Origin of the sequence: Providencia sp. PROV024 (assembly GCF_032709665.1) — a bacterium.
In the GTDB taxonomy this organism is placed as follows: Bacteria; Pseudomonadota; Gammaproteobacteria; order Enterobacterales; family Enterobacteriaceae; genus Providencia; species Providencia huashanensis.
Genome location: NZ_CP120545.1, coordinates 3,426,453 through 3,444,843, shown reverse-complemented (window position 1 = coordinate 3,444,843; position 18,391 = coordinate 3,426,453). Strand labels below are relative to the sequence as shown.

General features: G+C 40.7%; 15 protein-coding genes. 8 read left to right on the top strand and 7 right to left on the bottom strand.

Annotated features, from left to right (window positions below; genetic code table 11):
- The first annotated feature begins 168 nt into the window (after window positions 1–168).
- From P3L56_RS15915 to P3L56_RS15890, 6 genes are all read left to right on the top strand, one after another.
- The gene (locus P3L56_RS15915) at window positions 169–714 is read left to right on the top strand and encodes a fimbrial protein (protein WP_166686048.1); all 546 of its coding nucleotides are present in this window, start codon (window positions 169–171) and stop codon (window positions 712–714) included.
- Window positions 715–764: 50 nt separating this feature from the next.
- Window positions 765–1,442 (top strand): molecular chaperone, encoded by a 678-nt coding sequence (locus tag P3L56_RS15910; protein WP_233102467.1) that lies wholly within the window; start codon window positions 765–767, stop codon window positions 1,440–1,442.
- A 129-nt stretch (window positions 1,443–1,571) separates the two neighbouring features.
- Window positions 1,572–4,046 carry a fimbria/pilus outer membrane usher protein gene (locus P3L56_RS15905; protein ID WP_233102466.1) on the top strand — a complete coding sequence of 825 codons (2,475 nt, stop codon included), beginning with the start codon at window positions 1,572–1,574 and terminating at the stop codon, window positions 4,044–4,046.
- A 15-nt stretch (window positions 4,047–4,061) separates the two neighbouring features.
- The gene (locus tag P3L56_RS15900) at window positions 4,062–5,084 is read left to right on the top strand and encodes a fimbrial protein (protein WP_166686050.1); all 1,023 of its coding nucleotides are present in this window, start codon (window positions 4,062–4,064) and stop codon (window positions 5,082–5,084) included.
- Between the two features lie 17 nt (window positions 5,085–5,101).
- Window positions 5,102–5,650: a fimbrial protein gene (locus P3L56_RS15895; protein WP_198860871.1), complete on the top strand. Its 549-nt coding sequence runs from the start codon at window positions 5,102–5,104 to the stop codon at window positions 5,648–5,650.
- Window positions 5,651–5,659: 9 nt separating this feature from the next.
- A complete protein-coding gene (locus tag P3L56_RS15890) occupies window positions 5,660–6,202 on the top strand; it encodes a fimbrial protein (protein ID WP_166686052.1) in 543 nt (180 codons plus the stop codon).
- Window positions 6,203–6,259: 57 nt separating this feature from the next.
- Here the strand turns inward: P3L56_RS15890 and panD are convergent, their stop codons facing one another.
- The 7 genes from panD to sfsA form a co-directional block, all read right to left on the bottom strand.
- Complete coding sequence (gene panD / locus P3L56_RS15885; RefSeq protein WP_042848200.1) at window positions 6,260–6,640, bottom strand: aspartate 1-decarboxylase; 381 nt, start codon at window positions 6,638–6,640, stop codon at window positions 6,260–6,262.
- Between the two features lie 141 nt (window positions 6,641–6,781).
- Entirely contained in the window at window positions 6,782–7,645 is an 864-nt protein-coding gene (gene panC / locus P3L56_RS15880; RefSeq protein ID WP_048608094.1) for a pantoate--beta-alanine ligase, read from the bottom strand.
- Between the two features lie 31 nt (window positions 7,646–7,676).
- Complete coding sequence (panB, locus tag P3L56_RS15875) at window positions 7,677–8,468, bottom strand: 3-methyl-2-oxobutanoate hydroxymethyltransferase (protein WP_042848196.1); 792 nt, start codon at window positions 8,466–8,468, stop codon at window positions 7,677–7,679.
- 58 nt (window positions 8,469–8,526) lie between these two features.
- A complete protein-coding gene (gene folK, locus P3L56_RS15870) occupies window positions 8,527–9,018 on the bottom strand; it encodes a 2-amino-4-hydroxy-6-hydroxymethyldihydropteridine diphosphokinase (RefSeq protein ID WP_042848194.1) in 492 nt (163 codons plus the stop codon).
- A gap of 20 nt (window positions 9,019–9,038) precedes the next feature.
- A complete protein-coding gene (pcnB, locus tag P3L56_RS15865; RefSeq protein WP_206074972.1) occupies window positions 9,039–10,382 on the bottom strand; it encodes a polynucleotide adenylyltransferase PcnB in 1,344 nt (447 codons plus the stop codon).
- A 742-nt stretch (window positions 10,383–11,124) separates the two neighbouring features.
- Window positions 11,125–11,580: an RNA polymerase-binding protein DksA gene (dksA, locus tag P3L56_RS15860; RefSeq protein WP_042848193.1), complete on the bottom strand. Its 456-nt coding sequence runs from the start codon at window positions 11,578–11,580 to the stop codon at window positions 11,125–11,127.
- A gap of 195 nt (window positions 11,581–11,775) precedes the next feature.
- Window positions 11,776–12,486: a DNA/RNA nuclease SfsA gene (sfsA, locus tag P3L56_RS15855; RefSeq protein WP_166686053.1), complete on the bottom strand. Its 711-nt coding sequence runs from the start codon at window positions 12,484–12,486 to the stop codon at window positions 11,776–11,778.
- Between the two features lie 95 nt (window positions 12,487–12,581).
- Between sfsA and hrpB the strand changes: the two genes are divergently transcribed.
- Together hrpB and mrcB are read left to right on the top strand one after the other, a co-directional pair.
- Entirely contained in the window at window positions 12,582–15,062 is a 2,481-nt protein-coding gene (gene hrpB, locus P3L56_RS15850) for an ATP-dependent helicase HrpB (protein WP_198860870.1), read from the top strand.
- Window positions 15,063–15,250: 188 nt separating this feature from the next.
- Entirely contained in the window at window positions 15,251–17,773 is a 2,523-nt protein-coding gene (gene mrcB, locus P3L56_RS15845; protein WP_048608088.1) for a bifunctional glycosyl transferase/transpeptidase, read from the top strand.
- Window positions 17,774–18,391 lie beyond the last annotated feature (618 nt).

Genomic DNA, 18,391 nt, shown 5'->3' with positions numbered 1-18,391 from the left:
TAGCACCTTAAGTTAAATTAATGGCTTTACTCCTCATATGGATTTTATCTAAAAAAAGCCATATACTTTTTGTGAATTAAATATACAGGGTGATAATTGTTTTAAATTAATTTAACGACCAAGTCTGTACATAATTAATAAATATTTGCTGATATATAAGAGGACTCTATGATTTTAAAGAAATCGGTACTAATAATATCAATTATTGCTGGTTCACTATCAGGAATGGCGCATGCAGCTATTGATAGTGGTAATGCTAAAGGGACGATAAACTTCAAAGGTCAATTTATTGATACAACTTGTACTATTGAAGTTAATAATACAAATAAAAATGAAGGTGTTGTTCAGCTAGGTACTTGGATGACAAATACCTTTGACAACGTTGGTGAGCTAACAGATGCCGTGCCTTTAACAATTGGTTTGAGTGGCTGTCCTGCAACATTAAGCCGTGCTCGAGTGACTTTTGGCGGGACCGCACATGCTGATGACAACAAACTATACGCGGTGAGTGAGGCTGAAGGTGTTGGTATTGGTATTTCTGGTGATGTAAATGGAACAAATTTTTATATTCCAGACACTGAAGCCGATGGTATTGATCTAAAAGGTAACAGTGGTGAAAAAACTTATTATGCGCGTTACGTTACAACAGCTAATGAGGTTACAGCAGGTAAAGCGAATGCTGATGTCACAGTCACTATTCAATATAACCAATAATTAACTAAACTAGGGAACGGATTGTTCCCTCTTTTTGATAGGGGAAAATTTTGAAAAAATCTCTTATTTTTTTCGCACTTTTATGCATGGCTGCAACTAATGTAAATGCAAGTGTGGTTTTAGGTGGTACGCGCGTTATTTATGAAGGTAATAAAAAAGAAGCCTCTATATCCGTTAGAAATGATGATAAAACCCCTTTTCTTGTTCAATCGTGGGTCAATAATTTTGACAATAGCGAGAAACAAAAAATACCCTTTACAGTAACTCCGCCTCTTTTTCGCATTGAGCCAGAATCAGCAAATGCTATACGAATTGTTTTAACTGATCCTAAATTACCATCAGATAAAGAGTCTATTTATTGGTTAAATGTTAAGTCAATTCCGCCTTCGGACCCTAACGCAACAAATAATTTGACGATTTCAATTAATAACAAGATTAAGTTAATTTACCGCCCTGCAGGTTTGCCTACAGGAGAGGCGTTGACTGCCTATGAACAATTAAACTTCGAAAAGCAAGGGGATAATTTAAAGGCTAAAAATCCAACACCTTATTATATTTCTTTTGGTGAACTAAAAGTGGGTAATAAAGAAATAACAGATCCAGGTATGGTACCGCCAATGGGAGAGGCATCTTGGAATATTTCAGGGGTTCAAGCAAATCAAGTGACTTGGAGCGCTGTTAATGATCATGGAACGATAACAAAAACAAAAACTCAGACATTAAAATAATTCGTTGGAAGAATATACATTATGCGCTGTATTCCAAGAAAACAACTCCTATCAATTCGTTGTGATAATTCTATAACCTGTTCGCATAATTGGGTAATGTATTTTCGGTTAAAGAAAGTATGTCAGGCAGTGGCTGCAATTATTTTCACTGGTATGAATGTTAATTATGCATTTGCTGATGACTATTTTAGCCCAAGCTCATTAAGTGTGGTTGATGGTCAAAATATTGCAGATTTACCGAATTTAAATCAATTTGCTAATCCGGGTGGCCAGCTTGCAGGGGAATACCATGTTGATGTAATTGTAAATGGTATTTTAATGGAGTCGAAGGTTGTTGAGTTCGTTAAGGATAAGTCGTCAAATCAGCTAATTCCCCTATTAACGAAAAAAGAATTAGCACTTTGGGGCGTTAAAGTTGATGCGATTCCTGCGTTAAAAGCTCTTCCTGAGAAACAAGAAATTGTTCCTATCAGCGAATATATACCTGATGCAAAATCTATATTGGAATTGAATCAACAAAAGTTAAATATTTCGATCCCTCAAATTGCGATGGATAAGCAAGCCTTAGGTACTGTGCCAACTAGTCAGTGGGAAAATGGCGTTCCCGCTTTGGTCTTAAATTATTATTATAGTGGTTCAAATAATTGGAGTCGCAATGAGTCTAAAGATACCAATTCCCATTATTTTAATCTTCGAAGTGCTGGAAATTTAGGTCCATGGCGTTTAAAAAATTATTCTACTTACACTGATAATGATGGACTGCGTCAGTGGAAGAACATTGAGACTAGTTTAGAAAGAGGGATTAACTTTCTAAAATCACAACTCGTAATCGGTGATACAGCGACACCAAATGAGATTTTTGATGGTTTTCAATTCCGAGGCATACAGTTACGAAGTGATGAGTCTATGTTACCAAGCTCCAAGAGAGGTTTTGCTCCTATTATTCGAGGCATAGCTCAAAGTAACGCAGAAGTCACAGTTAAACAGAATAATTATGTTATTTATCAATCATATGTTTCGCCTGGGGCATTCGAGATTGATGATTTATACCCAACAGGAACCAGTGGTGATTTAACTGTCTTGATTAAAGAAGCGGATGGTTCGGAACGTTCATTTGTCGTTCCTTTTTCATCGATTGCCATTATGCAGCGTGAAGGGCAATTAAAATACTCGTTAACGGGGGGGAAATATAAATCTAATACCTCTGGTGAAGTGGAGCCTGATTTTTTTCAAAGCACGGTTATTTATGGTTTACCTAAAGGTATAACAGGGTATACAGGGGTTTTACTATCAAAAAATTATCAATCCTATGCAGTCGGTATGGGCGTTAATTTAGGTCATTTTGGTGCACTATCGGCTGATATTACACAAGGGAATAGTCAAAATTTATTAGGAAAAGAAGATTCAGATAGCGGGCAATCATACCGTTTCCAGTATTCTAAAAACGTGATGTCTACAGGGACTTCCGTGACTTTAGCGAACTACCGTTATTCAACAGAAGGTTTTTATTCATTTAGTGAAGCAAATAGCAATCAGCCGAAACTCTATCGCGATAACAAAAAGAACCGTTTTCAAGTTTCACTTAACCAATCACTAAATGAGTACGGTAATATCTATTTCTCAAGTTATCAGCAAGATTATTGGAACCGTTCAGGTAAAGAGCGTTCATTGAATGCGGGTTATAACAATAACACTGGCGGGGTCACTTACAATTTTAATTACAGTTATTCTGATAGCGCTTATCAACGTAAAGCAGATAACTATTTTTCATTTTCGGTCACGATCCCTCTTCAGACTTCATCGGGTAATTACACCTCCATAAACAGTAGTATTACCGCGGATAATAGTGGTAATACAGATGCAATGATGGGCGTGAGCGGAACATTAGGTGAGAAAAACAACTTCAATTATACCGTTCAGCAATCTTATGGAAATAAAAAAACGCGTGCGAGCGGAAATGCCTCTGCATCTTATCGAGGAAGCTATGGTATTGCCAATGCGGCTTATGGTTATAATAAGTATTCACAAAGGGCAAACTACGGTTTAACAGGGGCAATTGTTGCTCACCCCTATGGCATAACCTTAGCTCAACCTACCTATGATTCTTTTGCCATTATTCGAACCCCTGGGGCAGAAAATGTGCAAGTTTCAAACAGAGCAAACATCTCAACAGACTCGCGTGGCTATGCGATTGTTCCTTATTTAAACCCTTATATTAAAAATGAAATATCGCTTAATATTGACTCATTACCTGACAATATTGAATTAAAAACGAATACCGTCAATGTTGTACCAACGAAAGGCGCAGCAATCTTAGCTAATTATCAAACGCATGTGGGGTACCGACTCTTATTCACTGTAACGCATAATGGCAAACCTGTACCTTTTGGTGCAATGGCGCAATTTGCTCAAAATGATGACCAAAATACTAGCTCAGGAATTGTTGGCGATAATGGCGATGTTTATCTCAGTGGAATGCCAGAACATGGGCGATTACAGATAAAGTGGGGTAAAAGTTTACAAGAACAATGCGTTGTAGATTATCAATTAACCGCAGAACAATTAAAACAGCATTTACCTATATTGCCTGTTAACTGCCAATGAGAATAGGTTTTTAATATGAATATAAAACAGATTGTTGCTTCGATTGGCATTATATTTTTTTCATTTAGCGCATCCGGTATTAGTCAATTTCGTATCAATTTAGGGGATCTAGAAATTGACGCTGCAGCGCATAAACTTCCTCGTGAATCCATATTAGGTAATGGATGGAAACAATTTGATCCTAGTTCAAATCATGAGTTGTGTGCTGCTGACATGGCGGGGAATTTTAAGTTTACCCCACAAGTGAATAGTCAGCCTACAGGAATAGTGATTAATGATGGTTCCGGAAGTTACCCTGTGTTTAACACCAATATTCGTGGTGTGGGTTATGTCGTTGGAGTAAGGCAAAAAGGAACAAGCCAATGGTATCCACTAACAGGAAATAATAGTGAAATTAGTGCGGCTGATGGCTCATCGACTCTACAACTTGAAACACGAATGATGTATATCAAAACAGTTCAAGGGGATATTGAAGGGACCGATACGGCGGCAACACACTTTAGCCCAATAAAAGTGCAATGTAGCGGCGATATGGACTGGAAAACATCTGTAGGGGAAATATTACCTACATCAACATTAATTTCTTGGGCACAGCGTACGTGTTCAATTTCATCTGTTCGGCAGTCTGTTGATCTTGGGGTCCATGATATAGCTAAAGTTCGTTCCTTAAATATCGGGGATACTTTTGGTCATGCTCAGCAGTCGATTACGATTAATTGCCCAACAATAATGTCCGTAGCTTATACAGTTGCAGATAATTTGCATCCCAGCAATGTTAATACAGATATTATTTATTTAGAAAATCACAATGAGAACCCTGGATTTGCTGTTCGTGTTTACGAAGCTGGGAAATCATCGCCGTTGAGATTGGGGGGAGATCGCTCGTTATCCACTAATTATGTCTATTCTTTGCTAGATAAAACGAGCTTAAGCCCAATCATTACAAAGACATTTGAGTTCAAGTATGTCAAAACGTCTAATGAAGTCAAAGCGACTAATGGTAATGCACAGGTCACAGTTACCCTTGTGTATAAATGATAAAGGGTAAATACAATATGAAACATATACCAAATTTAGTAATAGCATTTTTGTTATTTCTGGTCTCGAAGAATGGAATATCTGCGGATGCTTATATCAAGGTAAATTTTACAGGGTCAATTCAAGCTCAAACATGTAGTGTATCCTCAGCTGCACAGAGTGTGGATTTAGGTATGTGGTTTCTTGAAGGTAATGGGAGTAATTTTCCTCGTAACTCAGTAACAGATTGGGTGGAGTTTGACTTAGTGTTTAGTTGTTTTACAGCAAATCGGCAAATAGTCGGTGCGTTAGAAGGTACACCTGCGGAGCTAGACCGAAAATTATTTGAGATAGATAAATCAGATGGTTCAGCAAGTGGAATGGCTATTCAAGTTGAAGCTTATTCCGATGAGCGTAAGCGTTGGGAAGAGAAAAACGCAAATGAAGTGAGCACGTTAGTTAGTTCATCGGGAACGACATCAGGAAGCAATACAGTTCGGTTACGTGCACGTTATAAGCAACTCGCAAATAGCGCAACAGCTGGGCCTGCAAATGCCTCTATTACATTTGTGGTGCGAAATAATTAAGGATAAGCAATGAATAAAAATATCAAATATACGACTCATTGTCTTACTGCGTTAGTGTGCTTTTTTTCAGCTCAGTCTATCGGTTATGATGCCGTTTTTAACATTTCAGGACGTGTATCTTCCAATACATGTTCAATTCAATCTTCAAGAACACAAGACATTGATCTTGGTGTTCACGTAATAGGGTCGTCTGGCTTTGGGAGCGGTGTAAATACGAAAAGTAAAGCTGTCAGATGGCAACTTGATTTTGATTGTAATGAAGGGACAGTGATTTATCTCTATCTTCGGGGTAATAATTATTCAGGTAGCGAGACGACATTAAGGTTAGCTTCATCTTCAGATAGCGCCAAAGGGGTTGGGATAAGAACCTCATACAGTAACGATTATACTAGTTGGAACTTGATGAGGCTAGGGGGGAAGACATCAGTATCACCATCATATGTAAATGGGAAAACAATTATCTATTTTGAATCATCTTATATACAGATGGATAAAGCGATTACCCCAGGTACGGCGAATGCTTCGATGGATATAGAAGTGACCTATCAATAAATAATAGATATTGAATAAACTAAAGCGCCATTAATATGATGACGCTTTAGTCTTATGTTAAGCCACTTGCACGGGTACCGCTTTTGCCACACGACTCATAACGTTATTTTCATCAAAGTAAGCGACTTTAGGCTTATGAAGGCGAGCATCTTCATCTTCAATCTGTACATAAGAACAAATAATAAGTTTATCCCCAACAGCGGCACGACGTGCAGCCGCGCCATTCACAGAGATAATCTTCGAACCTCGTTCACCTGAAATCGCGTAAGTTGAAAAGCGTTCCCCGTTATCAACGTTATAAATATCAATCGCTTCGTATTCAAGGATACCGGCTGCATCCATGAAGTCTTGATCAATAGCACAGGAGCCCTCGTAGTGTAAGTCAGCCTGAGTAACAGTGACGCGGTGTAGTTTTCCTTGCAACATTCTTCTTAACATTTTTTTCTTCCTCATTCGGCCCACAGCGTTGTTGACGTTCTCCCTCCCTAGTCTTAGGCTCCTAGAGATTTGTTTATTGAACGCCTAGCTGTAAACTCTGTAATTGCAGTGTGTTGTTTTATTGTTATAAGTACTTTGTTTTTATGCAATATCGACGGGAAGGTCAACTTGCAAATTGTCAATTAGTCGAGTCTGCCCTAACCATGCTGCCATCAGGATGACGGCTCGTTTACTCGACCCATTAAGGGGTAACAAGGTTTCTGCATCACGAATAAATAGCTCATCTGGTGTAAAACCAGCTTGGCGTAAAGACTCTTCCATTTCATTGACAAGGTCATTTGCAATGCTAGGGGTTTCTGCTAATTTTTGCCCGGCTTGTAACATAATTTGATAAAGCTGAGGGGCTATTTTTTGCTCTTCAGCAGATAAATTATTATTGCGAGAACTTAAGGCTAGCCCATTTTTTGCTCTAACTGTTGGAATACTGATGATTTGGGTATCGAATGATAAATCATTAACTAATTTACGAATCAATTGTAATTGCTGATAATCTTTTTTACCAAACAGCGCAATATCAGGTTGTACTAAGTTGAACAGCTTAGTAATAACAGTTGCGACACCACGGAAATGCCCCGGACGACTTGCGCCTTCTAGTATCGTTGATAGTTCAGGGACTTCAACATATGTCTGCTTTTCCATCCCGTCAGGGTAAAATTCGAGAGGAGAAGGTGCAAAAACTAAATTGATACCAAGACGTTTTAATTTCTCACAGTCTTCTTGCAACGTTCGCGGGTAATTTGCTAAATCAGACTGCCTATCAAATTGCATTGGGTTAACAAAGATACTGGCAATAACAATATCAGCTTGCTGTTTAGCTTGGTCAATGAGTGTTAAGTGACCATCATGCAAATTGCCCATTGTTGGCACAAGTGCAATACGTTTGCCTTCTTGTTTCCAGCGACGGATTTCACGGCGTAGTATAAGTGCCGTTTCAACGATAAGCATACGTGTGTTCCTTATGGTTTTTTGTAGTCAATTAGGAAAAGGAGTGAGCTTCACTTGGGTAAATCCCATCTTCCACTTCTTGAATATACATGCGGATAGCATCATTGATATTACCCGCTTGCGCTAAAAAGTTTTTAGCGAATTTTGGTGGGCGGGCTGTAATACCAAGTGCATCATGCATAACGAGAATCTGACCATCAGTTTCATTTCCTGCGCCAATACCAATAACGGGGAGCAGTAATTCTTCAGTGATATGACTCGCTAATGAAGTAGGAACACATTCAAGTACTAATAATTGCATTCCTGCATTTTCGAGGGCGATTGCATCTTTCAAGACTTGATTAGCAGTCACTTCATCACGCCCTTGGACTTTATAGCCCCCGAGTATATTGACGGCTTGTGGTGTTAAACCAAGATGGCCACAAACAGGAACGGAGCGTTCACATAGCATTTTTACGGTGTCACACAACCAACTGCCGCCTTCAATTTTTACCATATTGGCGCCTGCTTGCATTAAAATAGCGGCATTTGCACAAGCTTGTTCTGGTGTGGCGTAGCTCATAAAAGGCATATCAGCGATGATAAAGGCGTTTGGAGCCCCTTTACGAACACAACGTGTGTGATAAGCAATTTGTTCAACGGTAACGGGTAATGTGGAAGACTCGCCCTGAATAGTCATGCCAAGTGAATCGCCAACGAGCATGACTTGAATTCCTTGCTCATAAAATAATTGAGCAAAACTAGCATCATAGGCTGTCATGGTTGCGAACTTGCGTTTGTCTTGTTTAAACTGACATAAATCAGCCAGAGAAATTGGTTTCATTATAATAACCTCCGGAAATGATCTCCTTGCGACCATACCTCATAAGAGGTTGCACACTTTAAGGGGTAATGTCCCAAAGCGTCAGGCCATTGCGAGGAACTTGTGTGAGTCTTTCCAAAAGCGTTTCGCCATCAGGAAAAACTAGGGTGGGGGCAATTTCACTGAGCGGATACAACATAAATTCCCGCTCTTTTAGCCCGTAATGTGGAATGGTTAACCGGGGGGTATGGATAACTCGGTTACCAAAAAGCATGATATCAAGGTCAAGAGTGCGAGGACCCCAACGTTCTTCTTTACGCACTCGTCCAAGATCTAATTCGATTTTTTGTGTGTGATCAAGTAGCTCTTCGGGCTCGAGATCTGTTTCTAGTAATACAGCCAGATTGAGAAAATCTGGCTGATCCTGTGGCCCTAAAGGCTTAGTTCGATAAATAGAAGAGATTGAAACGACACGACTGTTAGGGATCGCATCTAATGCTGCAATAGCTTGCTGAGCCTGTTGTAGTGGCTTACCAAGGTTACTTCCTACAGCAATATAGACTTGTTCCATGGTACTCTCTCTATGTATTACTATGACTTATTAGGCTTGCGAGCCCCAGCGTTTGATGAGCGTTGTGGGCGGTGACGCCGACGCGTTGGCATATTGCCTAATTCGGAAATCATCTCACGCTGCTTGCTATTATTAGCTTGTTGGAAATCCGCCCACCACAATGTTAATTCTTGTAGTTCATTCCGGTTTTCGACATTGGCTCTTAGTTCTAATAAATCAAACGCAGCACGGAATTTAGGGTGCTCCATTAGTTTATTTGCACGGCGGCCTTGACGACGAGGTAATCGAAGTTGTAATAACCAAATATCACGCATTGTGGTTGTGATACGTTTCGGTATTGCAATCGACCGACATTGTTCGTCTAAAATGTCATTCATGGCCAGCGCAAAGGCATCATAATAAGCCAATCCGCCCTCCTGAGTAAGCTTTTCAGCATGCTCGGTTACGGGGTACCATAACATAACCGCAAATAAAAAAGCAGGGTTAACGCGTTTATCATTTTTAAGCCTGAAATCGGTATTTTTCAGGACTTGCTCAATGATTTTTTCCATTGGTGAGTCACCGTTTTCAGTGAAACGGCTAGCAACAACAGGGAATAGCTGCTCAAATAAACCATATTTTTTGAGCATCATATAAGTGGTATAACCTTGCCCAGCTTGTAGCAACTTAAGTGATTCTTCAAACAGCCTTGCCGACGGTATCTCTTTTAATAAATGAGCGAGTGAATAAATAGGATCTGCGGTTTTTGGCTCGATACTCATATTGAGTTTGCATGCGAAGCGTACCGCTCTTAGCATCCTAACTGGGTCTTCACGGTAACGGGTTTCAGGGTCGCCAATTAAGCGAATAACCCCATCCTTTAAGTCTTTTAACCCATTAACGTAGTCACGTACGGAGAAATCATCAATATTGTAATAGAGACTATTCACTGTGAAGTCACGACGAATCGCATCTTCTTCAATAGAGCCGAAGATATTATCACGCAGCAACATGCCGTTTTGTGCTTGAGAAGACAGGTTTTTATCTTCTGAAGCATTTTGGTCATGATTCCCCCGGAACGTTGCCACCTCAATAATTTCAGGACCGAACATGATATGAGCCAAACGGAATCGGCGGCCGACTAGGCGACAATTACGAAATAGCTTACGAATTTGTTCCGGTGTTGCATTGGTGGTGATATCGAAGTCTTTAGGTTTTTGACCTAAAAGTAAATCGCGAACCCCTCCGCCGACTAAATAGGCTTCAAAGCCACTTTTATTTAATCGATAGAGGACTTTTAGAGCATTATCACTAATATCACTACGGGAAATAGAGTGCTCCGCACGGGGAATAACAGTAATGTTTTCGTCGTTAACGGTTGTCATTATGGTGTGTTTCTCAGGCGTAGGGTCGGCACGTTGAGATTGACGAACCGTTTTTTTAATAGGCGCTGTTTTATGAGTTTGCTTAGTGTTCTGTTCTTTTGATGCAGTTTGCGCATCAGCAGAATGAGTGACTGGCCTTTTACCGGCTGCCTGAGTATCTCGTAAAATGTCACGATGCTGTGATGCATCTTCATCTGATGCATTTGTATTGCGAGATAAAATATTACGGCAGAAATTTGCTACACGGTTAAAAATAGTACACCTCGATGTGATTACCAATATTCATTAAACAAAATAAGCGGCTAATCATAGCTCACAGAAGTTTCTTTGAGAATGGTTAAACGCATAAAAGTCATGTCTAATCATTAATTTTACCAATAAAATTAACTCAAAAAATAGCATAATTTATTTTTGCTTTCGTAAGATATGACCTGCAATGCCTTATTTTAAGCTATTTTAGGGCGTTAGGTTATTTGTTTTTTTTAATCATTGGCCAAAAAAATGGCTAATTTTAAGCCCTCTAAAATTTTAGGTGTAATGGATGAGTATTATTTAGTATTAATGATAATACTAAATTTAGATAAAACAGCAAGATAGCTTAAAAATACCATAAAAATGCAGGGGGTAACCAATATAAACCATGACTAACGGGGAGGAGAATGCTGGGAGAGCAAGTTTTCACGGTGACAAAACCTTATAACGGCGCACGTAATATGCGCCGTTTAGGACTCCATCTGAGCTATTAGCCTGCCATTTGCTTTTCGCGAATTTCAGCTAATGTTTTACAGTCGATACATAAATCAGCAGTAGGACGGGCTTCCAAACGGCGGATACCAATTTCTACGCCACATGATTCACAAAAGCCAAAGTCATCATCTTCAACTTTTTTCAGGGTTTTTTCTATTTTCTTGATCAGTTTACGCTCACGATCCCGGTTACGTAATTCAAGGCTGAACTCCTCTTCCTGAGCGGCTCTATCAACGGGGTCTGGAAAGTTAGCTGCCTCATCTTGCATATGAGTAACAGTCCGGTCCACTTCATCTCTGAGTTGATTGCGCCATGCTTCGAGAATGAGCTTAAAATGCGCCAACTGGGCCTCGTTCATGTACTCTTCGCCAGCTTTTTCATGATAGGGTTCAACCCCAGCAATGGCGAGAATGCTTAAGGACGATGTCTTACGTTTTTGCCCTTCTTGCATAATGCTTCTCCTACACACGCAAATTTTACAAAAACCCCAAAGGGGAAAAATTAAGGTCGCTATAAATAGCAGAAGAGAGCTCTCTTGGCAATCGTTCCTGCAATGAGTTTTGTAATGCTGTGAGGGCGAGCGTGTTTATTCCCTTTCTAGCGCCCAGAACTCAGCGGCCTCGTATAAAAATTGGTTAAAAAAACTTTATTTAATAGAGTTAAAGCGAATCTGCTTCCCTAACGCCATTTGTTGAACAGTTATATCAGCTTGATAACAAAGTACTTCAACACCACTTTGCCGCGCTTCCTCTAATAACTGCGCATATTTTTTATCAATATGTGCAGCCGCAGATGCTACGTGAATACCTGTGTGTAAAGCAACAAACAATAGTATGGCTCTTTTTCCTTCTTTAGCAATCTGTGATAGCTCGCGTAAATGTTTTTGCCCTCTTAGCGTGACGGCATCAGGGAAAAAACCGTGGCCATTTTCAAGTAAAGTTACTGATTTAACTTCAATAAAGCAATCTGGTAATTCACTGTCTGAGAGAAAAAAGTCAATTCGGCTATTTTCTGAACCATATTTCATTTCTGGCTTTATTACACTGTACTCGGATAATTCTGGAATGTGTTTTTCGGCTAAAGCTTGAGCAACTAATTGGTTCGCACGCAGCGTATTAATACAAATAAAATCGCCATTAGCTGTTTGGGTAAGTTCCCAGCTGTAGGGATATTTACGTTTTGGGTTATCAGATGTGGAATACCAAATAGTATCACCCGGTGTCGCACAGCCAGTCATTGCGCCGGTGTTAGCACAATGAATAGTGATTTCTTCACCATTAGGCAGGGTGACATCAGCCAAAAAGCGTTTATAGCGCTTAATTAGCGTGGCCGATTTTAAACAAGGATTAAACTCCATATATTCTCCGCTGTCATACGAGGTGAGTTGTCAATACACTGATTTTAATATGATTGAAAGTGGCTAATGCTACAATGTCTGATAGTAAAAGTTAAATGCATGGAGTGATAACCAAAGTGTTCCCCATATTAGACGTCAGAGAATCACTAATTACCGCATTAAAATCATCCCCTCAAATGCTATTACATGCACCGACGGGAGCCGGTAAATCCACCGTTTTGCCATTAGAAATCTTAAAAAGCGGGGTGGTTAATGGGCGGATTATTATGTTGGAACCTAGGCGTCTTGCGGCTAGAGCAGTTGCCGCGCGTTTAGCGGAGCAACTTGGGGAAGAAATTGGCCATACCATTGGTTTACGTATGCGTTCAGAAACTAAAGTTAGTCGTGATACTCAGTTAGAAATCGTAACGGAAGGCGTCTTAACACGGTTATTACAAAATGACCCTATGCTTGAAGGGGTTGGGTTGGTGATTTTAGATGAATTTCATGAACGCAACTTACAAGCAGACCTTGGCCTTGCATTATTACTTGATTCACAACAAGCTCTACGGGATGACCTGCGGGTGTTATTGATGTCTGCTACCCTTGATAACCAAGGGCTCTCCCAGTTGTTCCCTAATGCTCCAGTGATCACTTCACAAGGACGCAGTTTCCCCGTTATTCGTGAATATCATCCCATAAATCCTAATAAATTATTTCATAAAGAAGTCGCGGCAGCAGCATGGCTGTTTTTGCAGCAAGAGAAAGGGTCACTATTATTATTTCTCCCGGGCGTGGGAGAAATAGAAAAAGTAAGAGCTGAATTAGCTTCGATAGTGAGTGAGGACATACTTTTGTGTCCTTTATATGGAGCTTTATCTCTTAAAGCACAGCAGCAAGCAATCCAAATAGCTCCTGAAGGGAAACGTAAAGTTGTGCTAGCGACTAATATTGCGGAGACCAGCTTAACTATAGAAGGTATTCGCTTAGTGATGGATAGCGGCCTGGAGCGAGTAGGGCAGTTTAACCCTCGTTCAGGGATAACAAAATTAGTTAAGCAACGCATTAGCCAAGCATCAATGACACAGCGGGCTGGGCGAGCGGGGCGCTTAGAAGCTGGGGTATGTTGGCATCTATTTAGTGAAGAGCAAGCGGAGCGTGCGGCTCAATTTAGTGAAGCACAAATCAACCAAAGTGACCTCAGTGGGCTATGGCTTTCTTTACTACAGTGGGGCTGCCATGATGTGACACAATTATCATGGCTCACCTTACCCCCAGCCCCCGCGATTGGGGCGGCAAAAAATCTACTTGCTAAACTTGGCGCGATTGATGCACAAGGGAAACTGTCTATCATGGGACAGAAGATGGCAGAACTAGGTAGCTCAGTACGTACTGCCGCGATATTGTATAAAGCACAAGTCGCTAAAGATGAGTCAGTTTTGCAATTAGCCGCATTATTAGTGGCTATTATTGAAGAGCCGCCAAGAGGTGGTGAGTGCGACTTACGTTATTACTTAGACCGGCCAAGCGAAAGCTGGTGCCGGCGTGCGACCATTTTAAGTGGACGAAAAGTTAACGCGAGTATAGGGCAGCAAACCGCACTGATAAGTAAGTGGTTACCAACATTATTAGCAGCCGGTTTTCCCGACCAAATAGCAAAAACGAGGGACAATCAATTGCGTTATCAGTTATCCAGTGGGCTTGGAGCATCGCTACACGAAATGGATAGGCTATTGGGAACTTCTTGGTTAATCGTGCCATTGTTGTGGCAACCAGAAAATAGCGCAGATGCACGAGTGGCACTTGCGTACCCCATTGATATACAAGAATTGCAAAAAGATTGTACTGAACTATTTAATGAGCAAGAAACCGTTGAATGGGATGAGCAAAAAGGGACATTGCTAGCATGGAAGCGCTTGCAGTGCGGCCAGTTAGTGGTGAAATCAGAACGCATGAGTAACCCAGATAAAGCTGATATCAGTAAAGCGTTGGTTTATTGGCTAAAACAAAATGGGCTGCAACAATTGAATTGGCAAGAGGATGCGTTGCAACTGTGTATTCGTTGTACGTTAGCACAGCAATATTTCCCTGAGTTTGAATTACCATCCTTTGATGAAAGTACATTGTTATCAACATTAGATGAATGGCTTGAGCCTTATCTTATTGAGGTAACCAATAAACAAAAGTTGCAGCAAATTAATTTAGCAGAATTGCTAATAAACCGGTTAGATTGGCAACAACAGCAGTGGCTAGCGAACATGTTCCCTACAACTTACCGCGCACCTTCTTCACATGATGTGAGTATTCACTATGCATTGGATAAGCCGCCTGTCATAGAAATTCGTATGCAAGAAATGTATGGTGAGAAAACGAATCCAACTGTTGCGCAAGGGAAAATCACGTTAACGGTTTGTTTGCTTTCCCCTGCGATGCGCCCATTACAAATTACACAAGATCTCGGCGCATTTTGGCATGGAAGCTACAAAGAAATACAAAAAGAAATGAAAGGTCGCTACCCAAAACATTTATGGCCCGATGACCCAGCAAATACAGCACCAACGCGGCAAACAAAAAAAGCGATGATGGGTGCGAAATAAACTATTTTTATGCTCTAATAGCAGGTTCATAAAAATGGCTTATCCCTGCTTAATGTGAGTAAGGAAATGTAATTAAGAGCTTTCTTTGGTGAAATCTCTAAGGTTATGAGCCAAAATTAACCACTAAGCTATTCAAATAGTGAATGATTATGTTGTTAAGTTATTTTGTAAGGTGATATGGAGCGACCATGTCAGGTAAAGATTTTGAACCAATAGGCAGACGCAACAAAAAATCTGCTGGGAAAAAACAATCTTCATCCCGCCGTCGCAGAGACCGCGATGATTATGACGATGAAGATTTATTCGAAAATGATGATATTGACCAACAATATCTCGATGATGAAGACGAAGAAGAGCAAATGGCTAAAAAAGGCTCGAAAAATAACAAACCACGTAAAGTGAAAAGCAAATGGCGTTGGTTCTGGCTGTTAGTCAAACTAATGATTGTGTTTGCTGTTTTATTAGCAGCATACGGTTTTTATTTAAATCAACAAATTAAAGAACGTCTCGATGGCAAGGTGTGGGATTTACCTGCGGCAGTATATGGCAGGATGGTTAACCTTGAACCGGGAATGGACTATAGCCAAGCTGAAATGGTTCGCCTGCTCGAAGGTATGCAATACCGAAAAGTGAGTAAAATCACCACCTCCGGCGAATTTGTGGTTCGCGGTAATAGCATTGAAATTTTACGCCGTCCTTTTAATTTCCCTGATCAAAAAGAAGGGCAAATATTAGCGCGTATGGTGTTTGAAAATAATGGGTTAAGTAAAATTGAAAATATGGAAAATGGCCGTTCATTTGGCTTTTTCCGGTTAGACCCTAAACTGATCACGATGATGCAATCGGCGAATAATGAACAACGTTTAGTATTGCCATTGTCTGATTTCCCCGAATCGTTGGTCAAAATTTTACTGGAAACCGAAGATCGCAACTTCTATGAGCACGATGGGGTCAGTTTATACTCTATTGGCCGTGCTGTTGTTGCCAACTTAACGGCTGGGCGTTCGGTTCAGGGGGGCAGTACCCTGACGCAGCAGTTAGTAAAAAACTTATTTTTAACTAATGAACGCACATTAAAACGTAAAGCCAATGAAGCTTACATGGCTATTTTGCTGGATTATAACTACAGCAAAGAACGTATTTTAGAGCTGTATCTAAACGAAGTGTTCTTAGGCCAAAATGGTAATGATGAAATTCGTGGCTTCCCGCTAGCAAGTTTGTATTATTTCGGTCGCCCAATTAATGAGTTAAGTTTTGACCAGCAGGCACTGTTAGTGGGTATGGTACAAGGGGCATCAACTTATAACCCATGGACTAAGCCACAAAATGCAATTAAACGCCGTAACATTGTGTTGAAAATCTTGGAAACACGTGGCGTAATCGACCAAGAAATGTACCAAGTGCTCAGTGCAAGGCCTCTTGGCGTGAAAAATAAAGAAGGGTTGGTGGCTTCTCAGCCTGCCTTTATGCAAATGGTACGTTTAGAGTTAAATCAAAAACTGGGTGATCAAGTTAAAGAGTTATCCGGTGCAAAAATCTTTACAACCTTAGACCCTGTCGCTCAAACGGCTGCGGAAAATGCGGTGGAAAATGGAGTCGCTGATTTACGTAAGGCTCGTAAGTTAGATGATATCGAAGGCGCAATGGTGGTCGTTGACCGTATTAATGGTGAAGTTCGTGCCATGGTTGGTGGCTCTCAACCTCAGTTTTCTGGCTTCAATCGAGCATTGAATGCACGCCGTAGTATTGGTTCGTTAGCGAAACCTCCTGTTTACCTTGCTGCACTGAGTGAGCCTGATCGCTATCGTTTAAATACATGGTTAAAAGATGAACCACTCACTGTTAAGGTGGGTAATCAAAATTGGAGCCCAAGGAATTATAGCCGTAATTTTAATGGCCGTATGATGTTAGTCGATGCACTTGCTCGCTCACAGAATATCCCAACAGTAAACTTAGGGTTGGAAGTTGGTCTAGATCAGGTATTTAATACCTTTGTACGTCTAGGAGCGCCAGCTGCAGCAATGGAAAAAGTGCCTGCGATGCTACTAGGGGCGGTAAATTTGACGCCAGCTGAAGTCGCACAAGTTTATCAAACCATTGGCGGCGGCGGTAATCGCGCTAAATTATCTGCGCTGCGTTCAGTGATTGATGGTGATGGTAAAGAGATTTATCAAAGCTATCCATCTGCAGAGCGTGCTGTACCTTCACAAGCTGCCTACTTAGCGTTATACGGTATGCAACAAGTGGTTAAGCAAGGGACTGGCCGTGTATTATTGTCTAAATATGGCAAATATAACTTAGCAGGTAAAACAGGGACAACTAACGATTTGCGTGATAGCTGGTATGCCGGCATTGACGGTAAGGAAGTCGCGATTGTATGGGTAGGTCGTGATAACAATGGTCCTACGCAATTAACTGGTGCAACAGGAGCACTGAAGGTATATCAACGTTACCTTGATAATCAAACACCTTTGGCATTAATCAATCGTGCCCCAGAAGGGGTTGTAGATATGCAAGTGACTGCCGATGGGCAATTAAGCTGTTCAAATTTTGGTGGGGGTAGAATGCTACCAATCTGGACGGATAACCCCGATGCTTTATGCCAAGCATCAGAAAACCAAGACCCAGTTTGGAACCTAAATGGCAATAACGATGAGCCACAAAATGATGCACCGGATTGGGTTAAGGATATGTTTGGCAATAATCCCTAAATTCTCGTCATACTTCAACCTGTAGCGTTGTTGGTTGCACTCGCTAGACCTAGTCACATACTATTGTATGCTCCTAGGTTCTAGCTCACTTACCGCCTAGCTACAGGCTGAATTATTTAGAGAATTGCCGCGTAAAGTTTCACTTTTTAGCGTTGTTGACTGTATTCACTAGATTTAGCCCCACACAGTTGTATACCTTAAGTTCTAGCTCACTAATCATCTAGCGACGGGCTGAATTATTGAGAGAATTACCGCGTAACGTTTCACTTTTTAGCGTTGTTGGTTGTACTCGCTAGACCTAGTCACATACTATTGTATGCTCCTAGGTTCTAGCTCACTTACCGCCTAGCTACAGGCTGAATTATTGAGAGAATTGCCGCGTAACGTTTCACTTTTTAGCGTTGTTGGTTGCACTCGCTAGACCTAGTCACATACTATTGTATGCTCCTAGGTTCTAGCTCACTTACCGCCTAGCTACAGTCTGAATTATTGAGAGAATTACCGCGTAACGTTTCACTTTTTAGCGTTGTTGGCTGTATTCACTAGATTTAGCCCCACACGGTTGTATACCTTAAGTTCTAGCTCACTAATCATCTAGCTACAGGCTGAATTATTGAG